The organism is Novosphingobium sp. 1529, from assembly GCF_040544855.1.
Lineage (GTDB): Bacteria > Pseudomonadota > Alphaproteobacteria > Sphingomonadales > Sphingomonadaceae > Novosphingobium > Novosphingobium capsulatum.
In genome coordinates, this window is the sequence record NZ_JBEPKW010000011.1 from 75,142 (window position 1) to 91,149 (window position 16,008).

The 16,008-nt window shown below is 66.7% G+C and carries 19 protein-coding genes; 14 read left to right on the top strand and 5 right to left on the bottom strand.

Annotated elements, in window-relative coordinates:
• Positions 1-16: 16 nt before the first annotated feature.
• The 10 genes from ABIC78_RS17565 (at position 17) to ABIC78_RS17610 (ending at position 7,395) form a co-directional block, all read left to right on the top strand.
• Positions 17-412: a DUF983 domain-containing protein gene (locus tag ABIC78_RS17565; RefSeq protein WP_354491053.1), complete on the top strand. Its 396-nt coding sequence runs from the start codon at positions 17-19 to the stop codon at positions 410-412.
• Positions 412-1,017: an SURF1 family protein gene (locus ABIC78_RS17570; RefSeq protein WP_171795503.1), complete on the top strand. Its 606-nt coding sequence runs from the start codon at positions 412-414 to the stop codon at positions 1,015-1,017. The genes ABIC78_RS17565 and ABIC78_RS17570 overlap by 1 nt, the downstream gene beginning before the upstream one ends.
• 88 nt (positions 1,018-1,105) lie before the next feature.
• Complete coding sequence (thrC, locus tag ABIC78_RS17575; protein WP_171795504.1) at positions 1,106-2,536, top strand: threonine synthase; 1,431 nt, start codon at positions 1,106-1,108, stop codon at positions 2,534-2,536.
• A complete protein-coding gene (locus ABIC78_RS17580; RefSeq protein WP_171795505.1) occupies positions 2,536-3,426 on the top strand; it encodes a class I SAM-dependent methyltransferase in 891 nt (296 codons plus the stop codon). The genes thrC and ABIC78_RS17580 overlap by 1 nt, the downstream gene beginning before the upstream one ends.
• Positions 3,427-3,475: 49 nt before the next feature.
• Entirely contained in the window at positions 3,476-3,850 is a 375-nt protein-coding gene (locus tag ABIC78_RS17585; protein WP_022678091.1) for a dihydroneopterin aldolase, read from the top strand.
• Entirely contained in the window at positions 3,847-4,611 is a 765-nt protein-coding gene (locus ABIC78_RS17590; RefSeq protein WP_022678092.1) for an SDR family oxidoreductase, read from the top strand. The genes ABIC78_RS17585 and ABIC78_RS17590 overlap by 4 nt, the downstream gene beginning before the upstream one ends.
• Complete coding sequence (moaA, locus tag ABIC78_RS17595) at positions 4,608-5,615, top strand: GTP 3',8-cyclase MoaA (protein ID WP_171795506.1); 1,008 nt, start codon at positions 4,608-4,610, stop codon at positions 5,613-5,615. Before ABIC78_RS17590 ends, moaA begins: the two co-directional genes overlap by 4 nt.
• 5 nt (positions 5,616-5,620) lie before the next feature.
• The gene (locus ABIC78_RS17600) at positions 5,621-5,857 is read left to right on the top strand and encodes a MoaD/ThiS family protein (RefSeq protein WP_022678094.1); all 237 of its coding nucleotides are present in this window, start codon (positions 5,621-5,623) and stop codon (positions 5,855-5,857) included.
• A 267-nt stretch (positions 5,858-6,124) separates the two neighbouring features.
• On the top strand, positions 6,125-6,940 hold the full coding sequence (locus ABIC78_RS17605) for a ferredoxin--NADP reductase (protein WP_028658335.1): 816 nt from the start codon (positions 6,125-6,127) through the stop codon (positions 6,938-6,940).
• Between the two features lie 5 nt (positions 6,941-6,945).
• A complete protein-coding gene (locus ABIC78_RS17610; protein WP_171795507.1) occupies positions 6,946-7,395 on the top strand; it encodes a molybdenum cofactor biosynthesis protein MoaE in 450 nt (149 codons plus the stop codon).
• Positions 7,396-7,399: 4 nt separating this feature from the next.
• Here ABIC78_RS17610 and ABIC78_RS17615 read toward each other — a convergent pair whose 3' ends face one another.
• Complete coding sequence (locus tag ABIC78_RS17615) at positions 7,400-7,954, bottom strand: hypothetical protein (RefSeq protein WP_022678097.1); 555 nt, start codon at positions 7,952-7,954, stop codon at positions 7,400-7,402.
• Between the two features lie 227 nt (positions 7,955-8,181).
• On the opposite strand from ABIC78_RS17615, the gene rplU reads away from it, so the two are divergent.
• The 3 genes from rplU (at position 8,182) to ABIC78_RS17630 (ending at position 9,562) form a co-directional block, all read left to right on the top strand.
• Complete coding sequence (rplU, locus tag ABIC78_RS17620) at positions 8,182-8,478, top strand: 50S ribosomal protein L21 (protein WP_022678098.1); 297 nt, start codon at positions 8,182-8,184, stop codon at positions 8,476-8,478.
• A 23-nt stretch (positions 8,479-8,501) separates the two neighbouring features.
• On the top strand, positions 8,502-8,771 hold the full coding sequence (rpmA, locus tag ABIC78_RS17625; protein ID WP_171795508.1) for a 50S ribosomal protein L27: 270 nt from the start codon (positions 8,502-8,504) through the stop codon (positions 8,769-8,771).
• Positions 8,772-8,998: 227 nt separating this feature from the next.
• Entirely contained in the window at positions 8,999-9,562 is a 564-nt protein-coding gene (locus tag ABIC78_RS17630; RefSeq protein ID WP_171795509.1) for a GNAT family N-acetyltransferase, read from the top strand.
• 80 nt (positions 9,563-9,642) lie between these two features.
• On the opposite strand, the gene ABIC78_RS17635 is transcribed toward ABIC78_RS17630, so the two are convergent.
• From ABIC78_RS17635 to ABIC78_RS17650, 4 genes are all read right to left on the bottom strand, one after another.
• Positions 9,643-9,903 carry a hypothetical protein gene (locus ABIC78_RS17635; RefSeq protein ID WP_022678100.1) on the bottom strand — a complete coding sequence of 87 codons (261 nt, stop codon included), beginning with the start codon at positions 9,901-9,903 and terminating at the stop codon, positions 9,643-9,645.
• A 183-nt stretch (positions 9,904-10,086) separates the two neighbouring features.
• A complete protein-coding gene (locus ABIC78_RS17640) occupies positions 10,087-11,352 on the bottom strand; it encodes an N-succinylarginine dihydrolase (protein WP_171795510.1) in 1,266 nt (421 codons plus the stop codon).
• Between the two features lie 17 nt (positions 11,353-11,369).
• Positions 11,370-12,407: an arginine N-succinyltransferase gene (locus ABIC78_RS17645; protein WP_171795511.1), complete on the bottom strand. Its 1,038-nt coding sequence runs from the start codon at positions 12,405-12,407 to the stop codon at positions 11,370-11,372.
• Between the two features lie 6 nt (positions 12,408-12,413).
• Positions 12,414-13,619, bottom strand: coding sequence for a hydrolase (locus tag ABIC78_RS17650; RefSeq protein WP_171795512.1), 1,206 nt, complete (start codon positions 13,617-13,619; stop codon positions 12,414-12,416).
• Positions 13,620-13,807: 188 nt separating this feature from the next.
• On the opposite strand from ABIC78_RS17650, the gene ABIC78_RS17655 reads away from it, so the two are divergent.
• The gene (locus ABIC78_RS17655; protein WP_171795513.1) at positions 13,808-15,961 is read left to right on the top strand and encodes a malate synthase G; all 2,154 of its coding nucleotides are present in this window, start codon (positions 13,808-13,810) and stop codon (positions 15,959-15,961) included.
• Positions 15,962-16,008: the final 47 nt, after the last annotated feature.

Genomic DNA, 16,008 nt, shown 5'->3' on the forward strand with positions numbered 1-16,008 from the left:
CGCGGGCGCTATCCCGATGATCATGAGTGAAAACAGCGGGAGCAGCAGATCGGCCACCGGGCCAGGCTGGTGGCAGGTGGCGCGCCATGGCACGTGCCCGGCTTGCAATACGCCCGGCATGGTCTGGGCCGGCCGGGTGTGGGAGCCGCCCAAGCTCAATGACCACTGCCGCGCCTGTGGCGAGCCGCTGGCCGCGCACGAGGCAAGCGGGCGCGCGCTCTATCCAGTGGTCATCCCGCTGGTGGCGTTGCTGGTGTTTTCCGCGCTGCGGGTCGATGATATCTGGCGCCTGCCCTTATGGGTCTATCCGCTGGTCTGGGGCCCGGCGAGCGCGCTGATCGTGGGCCTTGCGGTGCGTGCGGTGCGTGCCGCGGTGCTGGCCGCGCGCGTGGCACCGCGAGGGCAGGGCTGATGCGGCGCGTTCCCGTGCTGCCCACCTGCATCGTGCTGCTGGCCGTGGCCGTGATGATCGGCCTGGGTTTCTGGCAATTGCAGCGCAAGGTGCAGAAAGAGGCGCTGCTGGCGCGCTTTGCCGCCGCGCTGGTCAATCCTGCGCCTGTTGGGTTCCCCGTGGCAGGCGATGGCAAGGCCGTGCTCTATCGCCGTGCCACGTTCGATTGCCGGGTCCAGCCGGGCCTGTGGGATTCGGTGGGCGGCCGCAATGCTGCCGGTGAAAGCGGCTATGTGCACATTGCCCACTGCCAGGCGCCGGGTGGCATGCCCGCGCTGGTGCAACTGGGCTGGTCGCGCGATCCGCATCCGCCGCAATGGGATGGTGGGCGGGTCACGGGCCGAATCGCCCCGTTCCACAAGATCACCCGCCTGGTTGCCGATCCGCCGCTTGCCGGCCTGGGCGCCAATGGCGCGCCTGATCCGTCAGACATTCCCAACAACCACCTGGCCTATGCGGTGCAGTGGTTCCTGTTCGCCGCGGTAGCGCTGGTGATCTATGCCTTGGCCCTGCGCCGGCGCGCGAAAGGCGCGGCGGTGGTTGTCACGATGCCCCCGGGGCGCTAGGCGCCGCGCTGACGACAACGCGCGCGATGGCGTGCCGGTGATGATTGGGCGCTGCCCTTGCGGTGGGCGCGGCACACGGGGATTGGCGATGAAGTATGTCAGCACGCGGGGCCAGGCCGCCTCGCTCGATTTCGAAGGCGTCACGCTGGCGGGCCTCGCGTCCGACGGTGGCCTCTACGTGCCCGAAGCCTGGCCGCAGTTCAGCCATGATGAGATCGCCGCCATGGCCGGCCTGCCCTATGCCGAACTGGCCGCGCGGATCATGGCGCCTTTCGTGGGCGACAGCCTTTCGCCCGAACGCCTGCGCGAATTGACCGGCCAGGCCTATGGCCGCTTTGCCCATGCCGCCGTCACCCCGCTTAAGCAGCTCGACGAGCGGCAGTGGGTGCTCGAGCTGTTCCACGGCCCGACCCTGGCATTCAAGGACGTGGCCTTGCAGATGCTGGGCCTGCTGTTCGAGGAATTCCTGGCCCGGCGCGAGGATCACCTGACCATCGTGGGCGCCACCTCGGGCGATACCGGCTCTGCCGCGATCGACGCCGTGGCCGGCCGCGCCAAGGTCGATATCTTCATGCTGCACCCCCACGGCCGCGTGTCTGATGTTCAGCGCCGGCAGATGACCACGGTGATCGCGCCCAACGTCTATAACATCGCCATCGACGGCAGCTTTGACGATGCCCAGGCAATGGTGAAGCGCATGTTCAACGATGCCGCGATCACTGGCACTTATGGCATTGCCGCGGTCAATTCGATCAACTGGGCGCGGCTGATGTCGCAGGTGGTCTATTATTTCGCCGCCGCGCTGCAACTGGGCGCGCCGCACCGCAAGGTGGCGTTCTCGGTGCCGACCGGCAATTTCGGCGACGTGTTCGCCGGCTATGTCGCGGCGCAGATGGGCCTGCCGATGGAGCGGCTGATCGTCGCCACCAACATCAACGACATTCTCCACCGCGCGCTGTCGGCCGGGGACTATTCGGCCAGCACGGTTACGCCCACGGCGGCGCCGTCGATGGATATCCAGGTCTCGTCCAATTTCGAACGCCTGCTGTTCGATGCCTGCGGGCGCGATGCTGCGGTCCTCGCTGCGCAGATGCAGCAATTCGATGCCACCAAGGCGCTGCAACTGACCAATGCCCAGCGTGCAGCCATCGGCGGCCTGTTCACCAGCGCGCGCTGCGATCCCGTACAGATGGCCCAGGCCATGCGCTGGGCCTATGAGGCAGCCGGCGAAGTGCTCGATCCGCATACCGCGATCGGCCTGCATGCCGCGCGCGTGGCCGAAGGGCTGCCGGCCGATGTCCCGGTGGTGACCCTGGCCACCGCCCATCCGGCCAAGTTCGTCGATGCGGTGGAACGCGCCACCGGCGTGCGCCCGCCGCTGCCCGCGCGGGTGGGCGATCTGTTCGAACGGCAGGAACGTTGCGACCATCTGCCTGGCACGTACGAGGCCGTGGCAGCCTATGTGACCGAGCGCGCCACACCCAAGATCGGGCCCAAGATCGGCGGGACGGACGCCTGATGGCCGCGCTTACGCTCCAGCCGCAGTTGATGGTGGGATCGCCCTGGGGGGATTTCGCCCTCATCGATTCGGGTCATGGCCGCAAGCTTGAGCGCTATGGCCCGCATCGCTTCATCCGCCCTGAACCCCAGGCGATGTGGGCGCCGGCGCTTGATGACTGGCAGGCAGACGGCGAATTCGTGCCGGGCTCCGACGAGGATGGCGGCGGGCGCTGGCTGTTGGACGGCCCGGTGCCGCGCGAAGGCTGGCCGCTGGCGTGGAACGCGGTGCAGTTCACCGCCAGCTGCACGCCGTTCCGTCACCTGGGCTTTTTCCCCGACATGGCGCCGGTGTGGGACTGGATGGGCGAACGCCTGGCCGGGCGCGACGATGCCGCCACGCTCAACCTGTTCGGCTATACCGGTGTCGGCACGCTGTCGCTGTCGCGCTTTGGCCCGGTTACCCATGTCGACGCCTCGAAAAAGTCGGTCGCCCAGGCCCGCGCCAATGCGGCGCTTTCGGGCATGGATGGCCGCCCGGTGCGCTGGATTGTCGACGATGCGGCCAAGTTCACCGCGCGCGAAGTGCGCCGGGGCAAGCGCTATGATGGCATCATCCTCGATCCGCCCAAGTTCGGTCGTGGCCCGGAAGGCGAAGTGTGGCGCCTGGAAGAAAGCCTGCCCGGCCTGATCGCCGATTGTGCGCGCCTGCTCGATGCCAACAGCAGCTTCCTGTTCCTGACGGTCTATGCCGTGCGCATGTCCTCGCTCGCCATTGGCGGCTTGCTGGCCGAGGCTTTGGCGCACTTGCCCGGCACGATCGAACATGGCGATCTGGCCCTGGCCGAGGAAGGACCGGGCGGGCGAATCCTGCCCACGGCGATTTTCGCACGGTGGAACCGCGCGGCATAAGCGCGGCTGATGCTGGACATTCGCGCGGCCAAGTGCCAATGGCGCGCGCGTGTCTGACAGCCTGATCCTCGAAGTCGCCAATGTCGAAACCGATGTCCTGACCGGGATCTATTCGGAAGAGACCGGCCGTCCGCAGCCCCTGCGGATTTCCATCCGTGCCTGGCTGCGTCCCCAGGACCGCTACACGGCCGATTGCCCGCTGACCGCGAGCAAGAACTACATGGACCTCAAGCACGCCGCGAGCGACGGATTGCCCAAAGATGTGCATTTCCAACTGATCGAATCGGTTGCAGACCACATCTGTGAGACGTTGTTCGTACAGGATGCGCGGGTGACCCAGGTGGAAGTGAAAATCGTGAAGCTCGCCATCAGCGAGGCTGGAGAAGATATCGGCATGACGCTTACCCGCGCCCGCCGCGGATGAGCGTGCCCCGCCCGCTGGCGCTGGTCACTGGCGGATGGCGCCGAATCGGGGCCGCGATTGCCCGCAAGCTGGCGCAGGAGGGTTGGGACCTGGCGCTGCACGCGCACCACGCGCACACCTTCGATCCCGAATTCACCGCCCAGCTGCAGTGGCTGGGCGCGACAGTGCATCCCCTGGCAGGCGATCTGGGCGATAGCGCCTTTCCGGCCGCGATGCTGGCCGATGTCATCGCCCGCGCTGGCCAGGCACCGCGCCTTCTGGTCAACTGCGCGTCGCTGTTTCAGGACGACACGATCGCCAGCCTCGCACCCGAGGCGCTGGATCAGCATTTCGGCGTCAATCTGTTTGCGCCACTGCTGCTGACCCGTGCCTTTGCCGAGGCGCTGGGTGAGGACGAAGGCGCTGTGGTCAATATCCTCGACCAGCGCGTGCAGAACCCGGTGCCCGACCAGTTGAGCTACACCCTGTCCAAGCAGGCGCTGCATGCCGCGGTGCGCACCCTGGCGCGCGCGCTGGCGCCGCGGGTGCGGGTCAACGGCGTGGCGCCCGGCCTGATCCTGCCGACGCAGGATTATGACGCCGACCAGTGGCACCGCCTGGAAGAGATCATGCCCTTGAAGCGCCTGCCTGGGGCCGATGAAATCGCCGATGCCGTGCACTATCTGGCGACGGCGCGCGCGGTGACCGGACAAACTCTTTTCGTCGATGCCGGCGCAAGCCTTGAATCCTACCCTCGGGACTTCGTATATCTCGAGCGATGACAGCGCCCGCGCCTCTGGTTGACCGCTTTGCGCGGGCCATAACCTATCTTCGCCTGTCGGTGACAGACCGCTGCGACCTGCGCTGCACCTATTGCATGCCCGAACGCATGACGTTCCTGCCGCGTGCCGAGGTGTTGAGCCTGGAAGAGCTGTACAAGGTGTCGCGTGCGTTCATCGATCGCGGTGTCACCAAGTTGCGGCTGACGGGTGGTGAGCCACTGGTGCGGCGCGACATGGTCGATCTGGTCCGCGCGCTGGGCCGCCACTTGGGTGATGGTGGGCTCCAGGAACTGACGCTGACGACCAATGGCACCCGGCTGGCCGAATTTGCCGACGATTTGGTGGCAGCCGGCGTGCGCCGCATCAACGTGTCGCTTGATACGCTCGACCGCAGCCGCTTTGCCGCGCTGGCTCGGCGCGATAGCCTGCCCCAGGTGCTAGAAGGCCTGGCGGCCGCGCGGGCGGCTGGCCTCAAGGTCAAGCTCAACGCCGTGGCGCTCAAGGGCGTGAACCAGGACGAATTGCCCGATCTGATCGCCTGGGCCCATGGCCAGGGTCATGACGTGACGCTGATTGAAGTGATGCCGCTGGGCGATGTCGAGGAAGATCGCCTCGATCATTACCTCCCGCTCGATGCCGTGCGCCGCGATCTGGAACAGCGCTGGACGCTGGTGCCCAACGCAGTGAGCACGGGTGGGCCGGCGCGCTATGTCGATATTGCCGAAACCGGCGGTCGGCTGGGTTTCATCACGCCTTTGACGGGCAATTTCTGTGCCACCTGCAACCGCGTACGGGTTACGGCCACGGGCCAGCTCTACATGTGCCTGGGCGGGGAAGGGCGTGTCGACCTGCGCGCCGCGCTGCGCTCTGACGATCCCGATGCCGCGCTGACCGATGCCTTTGCCCGCGCCATGGGCGAAAAGCAGGAACGCCACGCCTTTGCCATCGACCGCGCTGGTGCTGCCCCAGCGGTTTCGCGCCATATGTCGACGACCGGGGGCTGATCGCCATGGCCAAGCTCGTGTTTCTCGGCCGCCTGGAAGACCGCGCCGGCTGTGCGGAAATGGCTGTCACGCCTGGCCCGCTTGCCGATATCCTCGCCGGGCTCGACCCTGCGCTGGCGCTCGACTTGTTGGGCGAGCGGGTGCGCTGGGCGCTCAATGGCAAGCTGGTGGGCGAAAGCGAAGCGATGGTGCTGGGCGAGGATGACGAAATTGCGTTCCTGCCACCGGTGAGCGGCGGCTGAGGCGGCGGGGGCTTTGGGGGCTTCGACAAGCTCAGCCCGAACGGACTTCCGGCTGGTTGGCTTACCCCCCGTTCGCCCTGAGCCTGTCGAAGGGCGCCAAGCGCAACGCCACCCACTTTAGACCCTGAAAGCTATTTTCGCAGGGCAGGTTTTTGACAGCGCGCCCCGGCATCCGTATGGGAACGGCGCTTGCCGGGCCAGCTTGCCCGGCCCCATGGCCTGATCCCATCGCGGGTGCGGGGCCGATTGCCAAGGAAAGCCATTTCGATGTCTCAGCCCCAGGTGGAAGTCGCCACGCTCGAACCCACGGCCGCAGCCACGGTGGAAACCGTGCTCACGGTCAAGCACTGGGACGAGCGTCTGTTCAGCTTCACCGTGACCCGTCCGGCCTCGTTCCGCTTCCGCTCGGGCGAATTCGTGATGATCGGCCTGCAGGGCGACAACGGCCGCCCCCTGCTGCGCGCCTATTCGGTGGCCAGCCCGGCCTGGGCCGAGGAACTGGAATTCCTCTCGATCAAGGTGCCCGATGGTCCGCTGACCTCGCGCCTGCAGAAGATTCAGCCGGGCGACCAGATCTATCTTGGCAAGAAGCCGACCGGCACCCTGGTGACCGATGCTCTGCTGCCGGGCAAGCGCCTGTTCATGCTGTCGACCGGCACCGGCCTGGCGCCGTTCCTGTCGCTGGCGCGCGATCCCGATGTCTATGAATACTATGAACAGGTCGTCGTGGTGCATTCGGTGCGCAAGGTCAGCGAGCTGGCGTTCAACGAAGAGCTGTCGAGCGGCTTTGCGGAAGACCCGCTGGTGGGCGAACAGGCCGCGCAGCAGCTGCACTATGTGCCCACCGTCACACGCGAGCCGTTCAAGAACAACGTGCGCATCGACAAGCTGATCGAAAGCGGCGCGCTGTTCGAGGGCATTCCCGGCGAGGCGCGCCTCGATCCCGCCACCGACCGCGTCATGCTGTGCGGCTCGATGGACATGATCAAGGACTTCGCCGCGCTGCTCGAAGGCATGGGCTTTGTCGAAGGTTCCAACGCCAAGCCGGGCGATTTCGTGATCGAACGCGCGTTCGTCGGCTGATCGGCATGACGGCAGACGTCCGTCTCACCGATGCGGCGTTTGACCCCGCCGCGCTGCTTGCTGCCTTTACCGGGCGGTTTGGCGGCGCTGGCGGGGTTGTCAGTTTTCTGGGCCAGGTGCGCGATGGCGATGGGGATGGTGTGGAGGCGCTGGAGTTGCGCCACTATGCCCCGCTTACCCTGCCGGGGATGGAAGCGCTGGCGGCCACGGTCCTGGCGCGCTGGAGCCTGGAAGGGTTGCTGGTGATCCACCGCCATGGCGTGATGCTGCCGGGCGATCCGATCGTAATGGTTGCCGCCGCCGCCCGCCACCGGCGCGAGGCGTTTGCCGCCACCGATTTCGTGATGGACCACCTCAAGAGCGACAGCTGGTTCTGGAAGCGGGAAAAGACCGCGTCCGGCTGGCGCTGGATCGAACCGCGCACCCAGGATTTGGCCGACCGCGCGCGCTGGTAGGGCGTCAGCCCTTCAACTGCGCCAGCACGCTATCCTGCTGCGCCACGCGCGCGGCAACCGAATCGCGGGTATTGATCACATGCGCCGCATCGGGGCCGGGATGGTCGACAGCGGCGATTTCAGCTTCCGTCGCCATCTGATCGAGATCAGCCAGAGCGATCGCGGTGTCGCTACGCGCCGATTCGAGGCGGGCCAGCGCCACTTGGGCCAGGTTCCAGGTCTCACTGCCATTGGCGGCATTGTGCGCACGCGCGGCAGCGCGGGTGGCTTCGGGCACCAGGGCGATGAATCGGGCATCCGCCTCGCGTGCACGCTCTTCCAGTGCGGCCAGGCGCTGGGGCAGCGTGGCATCGGCGGGAATCGGTGCCGGCGCTGCTGCCGCCGCATCGGCTGGCGCGGCCTTGGCCTGGCCAAACGCGCGTTCCGCAGGGCGAATCGCCAGCGAGGGAAAACGCCCGCGATCGGGCGAGCAGCCGCCCAGGACCAGGGCAGGGGCGGCGATCAGGCCAACAAGGCAAAGCCGTTGCAGGGCGAGGAAGCGAGTGGACAGGCAAGCCATGGCGGTGCCATAGCACGTGGGCGGCCAATGGCCAGCGGTAGGGGCCCTGCTTCGCGCATTTCCCACTTCCCCGGCGTTGACATGCCGGCCCGCTTGGACTATCCGCGCCGCTCTTTCCGGGGCTTCGCATGATTGCGGGGAACCGGCACATTGCCCGCTGTCCGCGATTCGGAATTGGCCGATCGGGGTGCTTGGTGGGTCAGGCATTTGAAACGGATAGCAGAACCATGTTCGCAATTGTGCGCACGGGCGGCAAGCAGTATCGGGTGGCCGCCGGAGATAAGATCGCGGTGGAAAAGCTGGCTGGCGAAGCCGGTGAAACCATCACCCTCGGTGACGTCCTGCTGGCTGGCAAGGATGGCGAACTGGCCGACGCTTCGGCCATTACCGTTTCGGCGGAAATCATCGCCCAGGCCAAGTCGGAAAAGGTCGTGGTGTTCAAGAAGCGCCGCCGTCACAACTATCGCCGCAAGAACGGCCACCGCCAGCAGATGACTCTGCTGCGCATCGTGTCGGTCGCCTGAGCGCCAGTTCGGAGTAAGCAGAGATGGCACATAAGAAAGCAGGCGGCTCGTCGCGCAACGGTCGCGACTCGCAGTCCAAGCGCCTTGGCGTGAAGAAGTTCGGCGGCCAGGACGTGGTCGGCGGCAACATCATCATCCGTCAGCGCGGCACCCGCGTGTACCCCGGCGCTAATGTTGGCCTCGGCAAGGACCACACCCTGTTTGCGCTTGCCAACGGCCGCGTGCGTTTCCACGCCGGCAAGCTTGGCCGCAAGTACGTGTCGGTCGACGTTATGGCCGAAGCCGCCGAATAAGCGGATGGTCATGCCAAGGGCCATCCTGATGGGATGGCCCCGTCGGTTTCGCGCCGGCTGAACGAGGGAGAGGGGCCTTGCCCCATCTCCCTTTTTCTTTGTCTCCCTCATCCGCAACGGCGCCATTTGCCTCGAAAACCGAAGCACTTGGCGCAGCACGCAATATCCCTGTCATCGGAAAGTGCATAAGCATCCGGCGAAAGGGAGCGGTTGACTGGAGATTACCGATGTTCATTCGCAGCGAGCGGCTGTTCCTGCGGCCGGGTTGGCCCGAGGATTGGGCCGAACTCTATGCCCTGATTGATGACGAGGCGGTGGTGCGCCATCTGGCGCGGGCGCCCTGGCCCTATCGTGCCGATGATGCGCGGGCCTTTGCTGCCCTGGCGCAGGACGGCCGCTATCCGCATTTCTTCGTTACCCTGCCAGGCCCCGAAGGCGCGCAACTGATTGGCAGCGTGGGCCTGATGCCCGATGAGCACGGCCCGCCCGGCGCGGCGCCGCTGCTCGGTTATTGGGTGGCCCGTGCCCATTGGGGGCGTGGCTTTGCCACCGAGGCGGCGCGGGCAGTGCTGACGCTGGCGGCCACGCTGGGCCATCGCCGTGTGGCGGCGCGTCACTTCCTCGACAATCCCGCCTCGGGCCGGGTCCTGGCCAAGCTGGGCTTCCGCTCCACCGGCGAGATTCGCCCTGGCGCCAGCCGGGCCCGCGACGGTGTGGCGCCCACGCTCGGCTATGCCCTGGATCTCGATCCGCCTGGCAATAGTGATGGGGATCGTCGCCTGGCCGCCTGACGAAAAAGGAAAAGCCCCTTCTGCCATGGGCCGAAGGGGCTTTTTCGTTGCAGCGCATGCCACCAGCCGCGTGAGAGTGATCAGCCAGGCGGAGCAGCCTCTGGCTCGGGAGTCTTTTCCGCCGCGCGGGCCTGTTCAAACTTGAGGCAATCGAGAATCTTTGCCCCGGCCATGAACACCGCGCAGGTCGTGGCCAGGAACAGCAGCTTACCACCAAAGCCGGGAAAGCGCGTGAGATAAGCCTGCCCCCGTTCTACCGCGCCCAGGGCCAACGCATAAATCACCGCAAACGCCTCGAAGCGATTCTTGATCAGGAAGAGGCGGCCAATCTTGCGGAGCATGCGTTGTCCCTTGTCTCCATGCTGGGTTGGCGATCCGCCGGACTTCTCGCCACCCCGATCAGCAACCTTCGTGCCAATCCAATGAATACGGGCGCATTAAAGCTTAACGCGCCCTTCATTGTAAAGGGGGGCGACAATTCCATAGGCAGCAGCACAACGCCTGTCGGTTCCGTGAAGTTCCACTCAGTGCAGTTCGGCCAGGTCCAAGGCATCAAGCAGGGCCACGCGGGCGGCGATCACGGTGTTAGTCAAGGCCTGCTGGCCCAGGTCCGTAGCATCGATCTGCTCCGGCCAGTGTGTAGCAACCACCTGTTCCAGCTGGTTGATTCGTCCGTTGTCTAGCAGGAAGCGCGGATCGACCGTGGTGGGATCGGCCACCACGCGCAGCCGCAGGCATGCCGGGCCGCCGCCATTGGCCATGGATTGGCGCACGTCCACCGGCAAGACTTGGCGAATCGGCCCATTGCCGGCCAGCATCGTATCTAGCCAGCCGCGCACTGATGGTGTTTCCCAGGCTTCCAGAGGGATCACCAGCGCCATTTCCCCGCCCGGTAGGGTCAGCAGCTGGGCATTGAACAGGTAGGATTTGATGGCATCGGCAAGGCTTACCGCGCTGGCCGGCACGACGACGATTTCGGCCTCGGGCAGGCGGTGGCGAATCGCGGCATAGGTGCCCTCGGGATCGGCGAAGGCTTGTTCGTGGGTGAACAGCACGCGCTCGTTGGCGACGGCCACGACATCGTTGTGGAAAGCCCCGGCGGCGATCGCCTCTGGCGCTTGTTCCACGAACAGGCAGCGCGCCGGATCGAGCCCATGGACGCGGGCGATCGCGCGGCTGGCCTGTTCATGCTGCCGTGCCGGAAAGGCGCCGCCCGGGCGGCCATAAACAAAGATTTCCAGGCCCGCGGCGCCATGGCTGGTGGCCATGCGCATGTGGTTGGCTGCGCCTTCATCGCCAAAGCAGGGCGGCACGGCATCGTGCACGGCAAAGTGCGCGGCATCGCCAAAGGCCAGGCGCAACTGGCGCACCGTGTCGGGCCATTCCTGCGCGCGGTGGGGCATGGTCACCAGGTTGGCCGCAGACAGATGGCAGCGCCCGTCGGCGGTATCGGGCGCGGGGCTGACAGTGGCGGCATTGGCCGTCCACATCGCGCTGGCCGACCAGGCCGCCGCGCGCAGGCGGCGTTCGGCCTCGTCCGCCGGCTCTTGTCCGGCAAGACCCAGCGCCGCCAGGAGCCCCGGATTGGGGCGCGGCAACGGCGCAAACAGGCCCTGGACCAAGCCAAGATCAAGGTTGTGGCGCATCTTGGCCAGCCCCTGCAGCGCAGCAGCGCGGGGATAGGACACCTGGCCAGCATGGTTGGCCGATGCCAGGTTGCCCAGGCTGAGCCCGGCGTAGTTGTGGCTGGGGCCGACCAGCCCGTCGAAGTTGATTTCCAGCAGTGCCATCTTGTTCGTTCCGTTCTTCAGCGGTCCACATGCCACACAGTGTCACCCGGCCGCACGTCCAGCGCGGCGGCGGCGACAGGATCGATCACCAGGCCATCGGCGCCTTGCGTCACTTCGCCCAGCGTGCAGCGGAACGTAGCGAGGCGCCCGGTGGCGGCCAGCACGCGGCGCACCGGGCCATGGCCTTCGGGCGCGGCGATGTGGGCCACGGTCTGCGCCGTGGCGCCGGCGATGGAGCGCACCTGATCGGTGCGGGCCGTCATCGTCGGGCCGCCGTCGAAAATGTCGACATAACCTTCATAGGCGAATCCTTCGGACTCCAGCATCCGCATGGCCGGCCGGCCGTTGAGATGCGGCATGCCGATGGCCGTGCGCGCGCTTTCCGGCAGCATCGCCACATAAACCGGATGCTTGGGCATCAGGTCGGCGATGAACTGGTTACCGTTCAACGCATTGAAATGATCGGCTTCCTGAAAGCCCATGCCAAAGAACTTGCCGCCCACCGCGTCCCAGAACGCCGAACCGCCGCGCTCGTCGATCACGCCGCGCAGTTCGGCCAGGATACGCGGGGCAAAGCGAGCACGGTGCATGGCGATGAACAGATAGCGGCTGCGCGCCAGCAGCATGCCCAGCCCGCCCGCGCGCTCTGCCGGATGGAGGAACAGCCCACCCACTTCGCTCGATCCTTCGAGGTCGGTGGCAAGATGCAGCATCTCGGCGCGGAACGTGCGGTTCAGTTCCTTCGAGTGCTGGGTCAGCGTGGTGAGGCGATAGGAATAGAATGGCCCACTGCGCCCGACGCAGGCAAAGATCTGCGCCGTGCCGCGCAATTCACCGGTCGCCACGTTTTCCAGCACCACCACGAACAGTTCATCGCCCGGCCCGTCGGGCAGGCTTTCGCGCGGGTCGGCCAGGCAGGCGGCGGCGCGATCGAGCTTGGCGCGCAAGGTGGCGCGATCGGCTGGCAGGTTGGTAAAGCCACTGCCGCCGAGCTTGGCCATCTCGTACATGGCTTCCACATCGGTGGGGCGGGCGGCGCGGATACGAAATGTCATGGCGCGCTATTCTCCCCCGGAAAGCCGATGCAGTACCAGTGCCGACAGCGCCGCGCGCTCCGCCAGCGAGGGCACGATCAGGAATTCTTGCGGCGAATGGATCGATCCGCCACGCACCCCCATCGTATCCACCACCGGCACGCCCAGTGCGGCGATGTTGTTGCCATCGCAGACGCCGCCGGTGTCCTTCCAGGCGATCGGCTGCCCCAGCGCCGCGCCGCAGTCGCGCACCAGGGTGAACAGCGCCAGCGCCGGTTCTGTCAATTGCTTGGGTGGGCGGCTGATCCCGCCGTGCACGTGGATCGTCACATCGTGTGTGCGCTCCACCTCTGTCACTGCCGCGCCCAGCGCCACGGCAAAGCCTTGTGCATCGGCCTCGGCCGCAGGGCGGATGTTCCAGCGCAGCACGGCCTTGTCGGGCACCACGTTGTTGGCGCTGCCGCCATCGATCCGCGCCGGGTTCACCGACAGGCCGGGGCGGTGCAGGGCCTTGAGCCGCAGCGCCAGGTCTGCCGCCGCGACGATGGCGTTGCGCCCGTCATCGGGGTTGCGCCCGGCATGGGCGGATCGGCCGGTGATTACCGCGGCATAGTTGCCGCTGCCTGCCCGCGCGCCCGCCAGCGTGCCATCGGGCAGGGCCGATGGTTCATAGGTCAGTGCCGCCGCCTTGCCGGCGGCAACCTGGGCGATCAGCGGCGCGGATGACAGGCTGCCGGTTTCCTCGTCGGAATTGATCAGCACGTCATAGCCGACCTGGTTCGCCACCGCACTGCGCTCGAACGCGGTCAGGGCGGCGAGCAGCACGGCGATGCCGCCTTTCATGTCGGCCACGCCCGGTCCGCCCAGCGTGGTGTCGTCGAGCCAAGTCGTGGTCTGGAACGGATCGCCTGGCGGGAACACGGTGTCCATGTGCCCGGTCAGCAGATAGCGCCGGGGCGCATCGGGCCGTACCCGCACCAGCAGGTGGGCGCCGTGGTCAAGCTGGCCCACGGTGCCATCGGCGGCCACGGTTTCCACGGGGGCCGGCGCCACCAGTTCGACCGTGCCGGGCAGCGCGGCAAAGGCATCGGCCAGGAGCGCGGCCTGGCGGGCAAGGCCGGCAAGATGGCGCGTGCCGGTGTTGATCGCGCTCCATGCCAGAACCTGGTCGAGCAGGGGGGCGCCGTCGATCGGGGCGAGCAGGGCCTGCTCGGTGGCGGAAAGCTGTTGCATCGGAAACCACACCTAGCCGTTCGCGCAGGCGGGGTGAACCCCTGTTGCCAAGCTGGCGCGAATCGGGCAGAACAAGGGGGTTCCTCCCCAGGTTCAATAGGCAGGTCGGCACAGATCCGGTATCCGATAGGGATGCGGTTCGATGGCCGGCATTGCCATGCCCGTTTTGATGACAAAGGCAGATGACCATGGGTGAGTTTACCGAAATTGCCGACCTGCGCCCCCGCACCACGCGGGACGGGTTGCAGGTGGATGCCGCGCTGGCCGCATTCCTGGAAAACGACGTGCTGGCGCCGCTGGGGCTGGATGCCTCGGCGTTCTGGGCGGGTTTTGCCGGGTTGGTGGCGCGTTTCACCCCGGTAAACCGCGCGCTTCTGGAAACGCGTGACACGATCCAGGCCGCGATTGACGCTTGGCACGTGGCGCGCCGGGGCCAGCCGCATGATCCCGCTGCCTATCGCGCCTTTCTGGAAGAGATCGGCTATATCGTGCCCGAACCTGCGCCCTTTGCCGTGGGCACGCAGGACGTCGATCCTGAGATCGCCGCCATGGCTGGGCCGCAACTCGTCGTTCCCGTGCTCAACGATCGCTTCCTGCTCAACGCCGCCAACGCGCGCTGGGGCAGCCTGTATGATGCCTGGTATGGCACGGACGCATTGGATGCCGCGCCCGCCCGGCCGGGTGGCTATGACGCGGCGCGCGGCGCGGCGGTGATCGCGGCGGGGCGCGCTTTTCTGGACGCCACCCTGCCGCTGGCGCAGGGGTCGTGGGCCGATTGGGATGGGCAGGGCGTGCCCGCCTTGGCTGATCCGGCGCAATGGGTCGGGCACAAGCCGGGCGGCCTGCTGTTCCGCCACAACGGCCTGCACATCGAACTGGTGCTCAACCGCGCCCATCCGGTCGGCGCCAGCGATGCGGCGGGCCTTGCCGATATCGTGCTGGAAGCGGCGCTGACCACGATTGTCGATCTGGAGGATTCGATCGCGGCGGTCGACGCGGAAGACAAGCTGGTGGCCTATCGCCATTGGCTCGGCCTGATGCGCGGCGATCTGACCGCGCGATTCGCCAAGGGCGGCCAGACCATGCACCGCGCGCTGGAACCCGATCGCGATTGGACTGCGCCGGATGGCACCGCCTTTGCCCTGCCGGGGCGCAGTCTTTTGTTCGTGCGCAACGTTGGCCATCTGATGACCAACCCTGCCATCCTGCTGCCCGATGGATCGGAAATTCCCGAGGGCATCATGGATGCGGTGATCACCAGCGCCATTGCCATGCACGATGTGATGCGCCTGGGCCAGCACCGCAACAGCCGCCAGGGCGCGATCTATATCGTCAAGCCCAAGATGCACGGGCCTGACGAAGTGGCCTTTGCCAATGACCTGTTTGATGCCGTGGAAGATCTGCTCAGCCTGCCGCGCCATACCGTGAAAGTTGGCGTGATGGACGAGGAGCGCCGCACCAGCGCCAACCTGGCGGCCTGCATCGCCGCCGTGAAGGATCGCGTGGTGTTCATCAACACCGGCTTCCTCGATCGCACGGGGGATGAAATCCACACCGCGATGCAGGCCGGCCCGATGATCCGCAAGGGCGCGATGAAGCAGGCCGGCTGGATCGCCGCCTATGAAGCGCGCAACGTTGGCATTGGGCTTGCCTGCGGCCTGTCTGGTAAGGCGCAGATCGGCAAGGGCATGTGGGCTGCGCCCGATCGCATGCGCGCCATGGTTGTCGAAAAAATCGCCCATCCGCGCACCGGTGCCAACACCGCCTGGGTACCTTCGCCCACGGCCGCCACGCTGCACGCCACGCATTACCACCAGGTGGACGTGTTCGGCCTGCGCCCCGAGATCGCCGCGCGGCCCATTCCGGCGCTCGATGCCTTGCTGGCGATCCCACTGGCCGATGGCGCCAACTGGTCGGAAGACGAAATCCGCGCCGAGCTGGACAACAACGCGCAAGGGTTGCTCGGCTATGTCGTGCGCTGGATCGACCAGGGCGTGGGCTGTTCCAAGGTGCCCGACATCGACGATGTCGGCCTGATGGAAGACCGCGCCACTTTGCGCATTTCCAGCCAGCACCTGGCCAACTGGCTGCTGCACGGGGTCTGCACGCAAGAGCAGGTGATGGATGCGCTGCAGCGCATGGCGGCCAAGGTCGATGCCCAGAACGCCGGGGATCCGGCCTATGAGCCGATGGCGGGCAACTGGGACACGAGCTTTGCCTTCCGCGCCGCATGCGACCTGGTGTTCCAGGGCGTGGTCCAGCCCAGCGGCTATACCGAGCCGCTGCTCCACGCCTGGCGCCGTCGCAAGAAGGCGGCGGTTCTGGTGGCCGAGCCGGCCTGAACCGGACGGGCGGGGGGCAGCATGACGCACACTGCCCCCGCTTGCTC